This is a genomic window from Kitasatospora sp. NPDC127121, from assembly GCF_042677305.1.
Taxonomy (GTDB): Bacteria; Actinomycetota; Actinomycetes; order Streptomycetales; family Streptomycetaceae; genus Kitasatospora.
Genome location: NZ_JBHXTQ010000014.1, coordinates 53,528 through 60,005, shown reverse-complemented (window position 1 = coordinate 60,005; position 6,478 = coordinate 53,528). Strand labels below are relative to the sequence as shown.

The window sequence follows — 6,478 nt, the reverse complement described above, 5'->3', positions numbered from 1 at the left end:
GCGACCGGCACGGACCGATCGCTGTACCGCACCACCTGGACCCGTACCACCGGTTGGGGATCCTGGACGATGACCGGCGACTGGAAGTTCACCGAGAGCCCCACCACCGCCTACAACCCGGACACCAAGACCGCAGAGGTCTTCGCCCGCATCACCGGCCTCATGGCCCACGCATCCAACGCCAACGGCGCAGGCTGGTCCGACTGGTCCATCATGGTCCGCCGGGCACCCAAGTGACCGTAGCCGACCACCCGAGGGCCCTGTACCCCTCAGCCCGTGTCCGCAGTTCCTCGACCGTCGAGGCTCACAAACCGTCAAGGCCGGCAGGGGGAGATCCTGATGTTTCGCTCACGCTCACGTACTGTCTGGACGACCGGGGCCGTCACCGCCGCCGTCCTCACCAATGCCCTGCTCACCGGCACGCCCGCGCCCGCCGTCAGCGGTGACATCGCGCCGACCGGCTCCTACGCGTTCACCGCCAAGATCGACATCGGCGATGGCAGACGCGCCTGCAGCGGCGCCCTGATCGACCCGTTCTGGGTCGTCACCGCCGCCTCCTGCTTCGCCGACAACCCCGACCAGCCGACGGCCCTGCCCGCCGGCGCGCCCGCACTCAAGACCACCGTCACCGTCGGTCGCCCTGACGCCACCACGGCGGGCCAGGTCCGCGACGTCGCCGAACTCGTCCCCCGCACCGACCGCGACCTGGTCATGGCACGCCTGGCCAACCCCGTCACCGACATCACCCCACTCGCCCTGTCCACCACCGCCCCCACCGCCGGTGAGGAACTACGGGTGACGGGCTACGGCCGCACCAAGACCGAGTGGGTGCCCGACCAGCTCCACAGCGCAGCCTTCACCGTCGGCGCCGTCGACCCGACCGGCCTCGCCATCACCGCCAAAACCCCCGCAGACGCCGCCGTCTGCAAGGGCGACACCGGCGGCCCCGCACTACGACCGGCCGGCGACCACTACGAACTCGCCGCCCTCAACAGCCGATCCTGGCAGAACAACTGCCTCGGCTCCACCGAAACCACCCACACCGGCGCTTACAACACCCGCACCGACGACCTCACCACCTGGATCCAACAGATCCGCGTCGTTGACTGGAAGACCCCACTCGTCAACACCAACAGCGGCAAGTGCCTGGAGATCGACAACTCCCTCATGACCGACGGCGCCCTCGCCCAGCAGTGGACCTGCCACAGCCTGCCCACCGCCCGCTGGATCTTCCACTGGGCCGGCGACGGCTGGGAGGTACGCAACTCCAACAGCGGCAAGGCCCTGGAGATCGAGAACTCCCTCGTCGCCGAAGGCGCCCGCGCCCAGCAGTGGACCTTCTACGGCCTCCCCACCCAGAAATGGGACCTCGTCAAGGCCGCCGGCGGCTACGCCCTGAAGAACCGCAACAGCGGCAAGGTCCTGGAGATCGACGACTCGCTCAAGACCGACGGCGCCCATGCCCAGCAGTGGACCTTCTACAACATCCCCACCCAGAAATGGTCCTTCTCGCACTGACCCCCGGAAACGTCCAGTGCGGCGGTCCCCACCACCTGATGGGAACCGCCGCACCGCGTCGAACCCACCGGCGTGCCCGCCCTCCTCCACAACCCCGTCACCAACAGCCTCAAGGTCTTCGCCGCCGGCACCGACGTCTCCGTTCTCTCCGGCGACCTTGAACCGGGCCACCGACTGGGGGCCTGGACGATGACCGACGGATGGGCATTCCGCAGTTCTCCCTACACGGTCTACAACACGGCCACCAGAACGGCAGAGGCCTTCAACCAAGGTACCGACGGCACCACGGCCGGGTGTCGGGGTCTGACGGCGCGGCCGGTGTGGAAAACCTGTGGCCGGGCGCGGGCACGGGCGGTTGACTGGCACCGGACACGACACTGACCGACCAGGGGGGTTCGTGGAGGATCCGCAGTTCACGATCGTGGTGAGCGGTGGCTCGCCTGGCGGGGCGACGGCCCTGAAGGCGGTACGCGCGGTCACCGGCCTGAGTCTGTGGCACAGCAAGCAGCTCCTGGACAGCGCACCCGCCACCGTACGGGAAGACGTTCCGTTCGAGATCGCCGCCCCCGCAGCCCGCCAGCTGCGCCGGGCCGGCGTGCCCGCCTCCGTCCGGTGCGACTGGTGCCGGCGCACCCTGCCCGACGACGGCACCCCCGTCGACCCCGGGCCCTGCACCTCCTGGGCCTGGCCCACCGCCCACTGCCAGGCCAACTCCCTCACCACCTGCGACTGCGGCTACTGCACCGCCTACGGCCCCCTTCCCGGGCACACCGCCCACCACGGCACCTGAGCTCCCTGTCACCTGTACACAGGCCAGGCACATCGGGGCGGCGGTGGCCTGCGGTCCTCGCTGTCGCAGCGCGACGAGACGGGGTGGGGGTGGGGGTGGGGGTGGGGGTGGGGGTGGGTGCCAGGCCGGATTGCGAGGCCGCCGGGCTATCTGGCGGCGGCCGCGCGGGCGGAGGACGGGTCCAGCGGCGCCACAGAGGTCAGGTGGCGTGACTCCGCGATCTGAGTCAACTTCCTTGCCAGTTATTATTGATGATGTATCGTCAGGTCAGTTTTGCAGGTCACGGCGGTGACGCTGCCGGTGGTGCCGGTCCCGGCGTATCGCCCCGGGAAGGACTCCGGGATCGACCGCCGCCTGACCGGTCCGTCGTCGACGGTGTGACACCGGTGATCGGCATTGGGAGGGGCATCATGAACGGCAGGATCGTGACTCTGCTCGGCGTACCCGTACTGCTCGCGGGGGCGGTGCTCGGGGCGGCCCCGGCGCACGCCGGCACCGGGGTGCGGGTCGACGGCGCGACCGTTTCCGGTGGCGCCTCGGCGACGGTGAACGTCACCATCGCGTACTCCTGCGACGCCGGCGGTTTCGTCGCGTCCGCGACCGTGACCGCCGAGGACCGTACGTCCGGCGCCCTTGGCTACGCACGTTTCACCCCGAACTGCACGGGCACGAATGTCCAAGTGACCGTCCCGGTCACAACTTTGAACCAGAGCCGCTACGCCGCGGGTGACACGGCGGCCGTGCGGGCCTCACTGCTCGACGCGACCGATACCGAGGTGGTCGGGAGCATCACCCGGCTCACCGTCGGCACCGCGTAGCCGGGCCGGCTGCGGGCGGCGGCCCGCACGGGCCGGGGAGCGCTCGTGCGGGCCGCCGCCGCGGTACGGGGTACGAGGTGCGCGGTGCGGGCTACTTCTTGGCCGGTGCCTTCGGGACGGCGTTGTACGGGTTGTGGTGGTGGTCGCCGATGTGCAGCTGCTCCTCCGGCGCGCCGGCGAGCTTCGGCAGGACGTGGGTGCCGGTCGGGTCGGTGATGACGATGGCGTCGCCGTCGCGGCGCACGTCGTGCGGGGAGCCCTTGGCGTAGGAGGCGAGCTCCGCGCCCGGGCCGGTGGGGGTCGAGTCGGCCACCGTACCGAACACGTTCGTGGGCAGCGTGAGTGCGGTAGCCGTCGCGCCGAGCGTGGTGTTCGCGGACTGCTCGCCGCCGTACGCGGCGCCGAAGGTGGCGCCGCCGGTGACGGTGGTGCCGGCGGGCACGGTGACCGGCACGGCGGTGCCGGAGGTCCCCTGGAGGGTGACCACGCCGCCCTGGACGTAGCCGGTGGCCGAGCCCGCGTTCTGGGCCTGCTGCCAGCCGGCCTGCTGCTGGAGGACCGTCCCGGAGTCGGTGAGGGTCTGGTTGACCACCGGGGTGTCCGCGGTGAACCAGGTGCGGTAGGTGGACAGGATGCCGGTGAGGGTCTGCAGGGCCAGCTTGTCATCGGTCAGGTTGGACTGGTGCATGAAGAAGGGCCGCGGGTCGTTGGACAGCACGTACCCGAGGGTGATCCTGACCTGCAGCGGCAGGACGTAGCTCGACCAGGCGGTGTTCGGGTCCAGCGGTGCGATGCAGGTCGTGGTGGCGGGGTTGGCCTCGCAGTTGCCGCTGCCGCCGTTCGCCTTGGAGGTGTAGAGCCAGTTGTACTCGCTCACCTCGTCGGCCTGGGTGGAGACGTTGTAGAACACGTTGACCGGGTGGCGCGGGGTGCCGAGTGCGGAGGCGATCTGACGCTGCCCGCTCTCGCGGGAGGCGTCGACGCCGAGCCACTGGATGTTGTCGGCGCTCAGCGCGGCCAGGAAGTTCGGGTTGTCGTCGGGCTGCTGCGGCAGCATCACGGTGCCGGAGTGTTCGCCCGCGACCAGCTCGTTCGGCCGGAACGGGAGGCCGTTGGCCTGGGCGAACTGGATGTTCTGGGTGATCTGGGAGCTGATGGTGGCCTGGTCGACGTATTCGATGGCCCCGGTGGCGTCGGTCTGGCACCGCCAGGGGATCACCGAGAAGTCCTGCACGCAGCCCAGGAACGGGTGGTCGTAGGTGTGGTTGACCCACCGGAAGCTGTTCTTGTTCGCCAGCAGCGCGTCGCTCAGCGGGTCGTCGCCGCCCTGCTCCTGCTGGTACTCGACACCCGGGCCCGCGTTGAACAGGAAGTCCAGGGTGTAGCCGTTCTGCTGCTGCCAGTTCACCGTGTCGGTGACGTCGGAGGCGGCCATCCGGATGGGCGTGGTGTCCGGTACGCCGGCGGCGCAGTCGCCTTCGCCCGGGGTGCACTTGCCGCTCTGGCTCCAACGGGAGTTGGCGTTGAACAGGTCGTCGACGTGTGCCGAGAAGTAGTTGCGCCAGTAGCCCAGGTGGACGCCCCGCGTCACCCAGTCGACGATCCCGTGCGCGAGCAGCCGGAACTGCTGCTGGTCGTAGTTGTACGCGAAGGTGAGGACCAACTGCTGGCGGCCGCTGCTGGTGTAGACGCCCGCGAGCACGCCCTGCGTCGAGGTGCCGGGCACCGTCTCGGTGAGGAACGGTTCGAAGTGCGAGCCGGTGGCCGGGTTGTCGGGCACCGGCGTGGCCAGCGCGCCGTACGAGCCGCTGCCGCCCGCGGTGCCCTCGAACGGCACCGGGCCGTTGAGGTAGCGGAAGGCGTCGGCCCGGGCGGAGGAGGACGCGGTGGCGGTGGTCGCGTCGAGCGAACCGGTCCACGCGGGCGTGCTCAGACCGGTGTTGGCGCCCGGCCACACGTAGGAGTCGACCTGTCGGACGTGGTAGGCCTGCTCGTAGCCGGTGAGGGCGGAGAGTTCGGCGGTGGAGAGCCGGCTCGGCGCGTCGTTGGGCAGGACGACGCCCTCGAAGTGGCCGTGCGGTGTGCCGTCGGCCAGGGCGTCGGCGAGGAAGGGCGCCGTGAGGGTGGCGCGGTTGCTGCTGGTGAGGTCGACCACGGTGGTCGGCACGCCCTCGGAGACCAGTTGCTTGTGGATGCCCTCGACCCACGGGTTGCCGTCGGTGACGACGAGGACGTTCAGGTCGACCCGGGAGGTCGCGGCCGCGGCCGGGACGACCGTACCGAGGGATATCACCGCGCCGGCCACGACCAGCGCGATCAGCGGCAGCGCGCGGAACGGCGTCCGGCCCGCGCGCGGGGCAGGACGGGGTTTCAGGAGTCTCATGGCGCCCACCCTGGCGCAGCGGGCGGTCGCTACGGCCGCGTTCCGACAGACCTTGACCGATCGATGGCGGGGTTTTTGGAAACGGTTCTCGTTTCGGAAGCCTCCCCGTAACCGGCCTGCGCGCCGTGCCCCTGCGGCCCGGTCAGAACCGGCCGCGCCGGGCGGGCCACGGCACCGGAGGTTGTCTGCGGCGGTGCGTATCGTCCGGGGCAACAGGTGCCACAGGAGTGAGAAGGAAGGGGCGGAAATGGACGAGGTCAGGCCGGGGACGCGCGAGTACCTCGACGGACTGTTCATACCTGGCCTGCGGATCGGCGGAAACCCGCACACCCCGTGCAGCTGGATCGAGATCGCCGAGGTGCAGGAGGTCACCGCAATCCGGCTGCCGAGCGGCCGGTTGGTCGTGGACTCGCCCTGGATCACCGGGCCGCCGCGCGAGCTCGCGTTCCGTATCCCGCCCGGCGAGTACCCGGTGGACGTCTCCTGGGCCAACTGGCCCCACCTCTCCGACGGTTACTACACCGAACATCGGGAGTGCGCCGCAACACGCCTGCGCGTGCGCGACGAGCCGGTGGTCACGTGGGAGCTTGCCCTCGGCGTGGGCGAGGACCCGGCCCTGCACGCTGCCGGCGCGGGATTCGAGGCGGAGGAAGCCATGGGCTGCTTCGCCGACGCCACCGCCTGGCAACCGCTGACCGAACCATTCCGCCGCTACCTGGCCGACGTGACCGCCGCCGGATTCGGCGGCCCGCCGGTCGGGCGGGGCACCGAAGACCTCTGCGAGGGCTACTTCGAGCTCACCCGCGACGAGGGATGCCGGGCCGACCTGCTGGCCTTCGGTGTCCCGGAAGGCTGGGGCCAGGTCTGGGCGGGCCGTGCGCGCGACGGCGAGATCGCGGTGGTCGTCGTCCCGGGCCCGGTGCCCACCAGCCCGTGGGACTGAGAGGGCCTGGTGAGAGCCAGCCCGGC

Annotated in this window: 7 protein-coding genes; 6 read left to right on the top strand and 1 reads right to left on the bottom strand. The window is 70.6% G+C overall.

Annotation, left to right across the window (positions count from 1 at the left end; translation table 11 throughout):
• The 5 genes from ACFVHI_RS10530 to ACFVHI_RS10510 form a co-directional block, all read left to right on the top strand.
• A partial coding sequence (locus tag ACFVHI_RS10530) for a hypothetical protein (protein ID WP_380337715.1) occupies nucleotides 1-237 on the top strand: 237 nt, incomplete at its 5' end.
• Nucleotides 238-339: 102 nt separating this feature from the next.
• On the top strand, nucleotides 340-1,518 hold the full coding sequence (locus ACFVHI_RS10525) for an RICIN domain-containing protein (protein WP_380337713.1): 1,179 nt from the start codon (nucleotides 340-342) through the stop codon (nucleotides 1,516-1,518).
• 72 nt (nucleotides 1,519-1,590) lie between these two features.
• Nucleotides 1,591-1,899 (top strand): hypothetical protein, encoded by a 309-nt coding sequence (locus ACFVHI_RS10520; RefSeq protein WP_380337710.1) that lies wholly within the window; start codon nucleotides 1,591-1,593, stop codon nucleotides 1,897-1,899.
• 16 nt (nucleotides 1,900-1,915) lie between these two features.
• On the top strand, nucleotides 1,916-2,308 hold the full coding sequence (locus tag ACFVHI_RS10515; RefSeq protein WP_380337707.1) for a ribosomal protein L7/L12: 393 nt from the start codon (nucleotides 1,916-1,918) through the stop codon (nucleotides 2,306-2,308).
• 377 nt (nucleotides 2,309-2,685) lie between these two features.
• Complete coding sequence (locus tag ACFVHI_RS10510) at nucleotides 2,686-3,126, top strand: hypothetical protein (RefSeq protein ID WP_380337704.1); 441 nt, start codon at nucleotides 2,686-2,688, stop codon at nucleotides 3,124-3,126.
• 91 nt (nucleotides 3,127-3,217) lie between these two features.
• On the opposite strand, the gene ACFVHI_RS10505 is transcribed toward ACFVHI_RS10510, so the two are convergent.
• Nucleotides 3,218-5,509 (bottom strand): hypothetical protein, encoded by a 2,292-nt coding sequence (locus ACFVHI_RS10505; RefSeq protein ID WP_380337701.1) that lies wholly within the window; start codon nucleotides 5,507-5,509, stop codon nucleotides 3,218-3,220.
• Nucleotides 5,510-5,756: 247 nt separating this feature from the next.
• On the opposite strand from ACFVHI_RS10505, the gene ACFVHI_RS10500 reads away from it, so the two are divergent.
• The gene (locus tag ACFVHI_RS10500; RefSeq protein WP_380337698.1) at nucleotides 5,757-6,452 is read left to right on the top strand and encodes a DUF4241 domain-containing protein; all 696 of its coding nucleotides are present in this window, start codon (nucleotides 5,757-5,759) and stop codon (nucleotides 6,450-6,452) included.
• Nucleotides 6,453-6,478 lie beyond the last annotated feature (26 nt).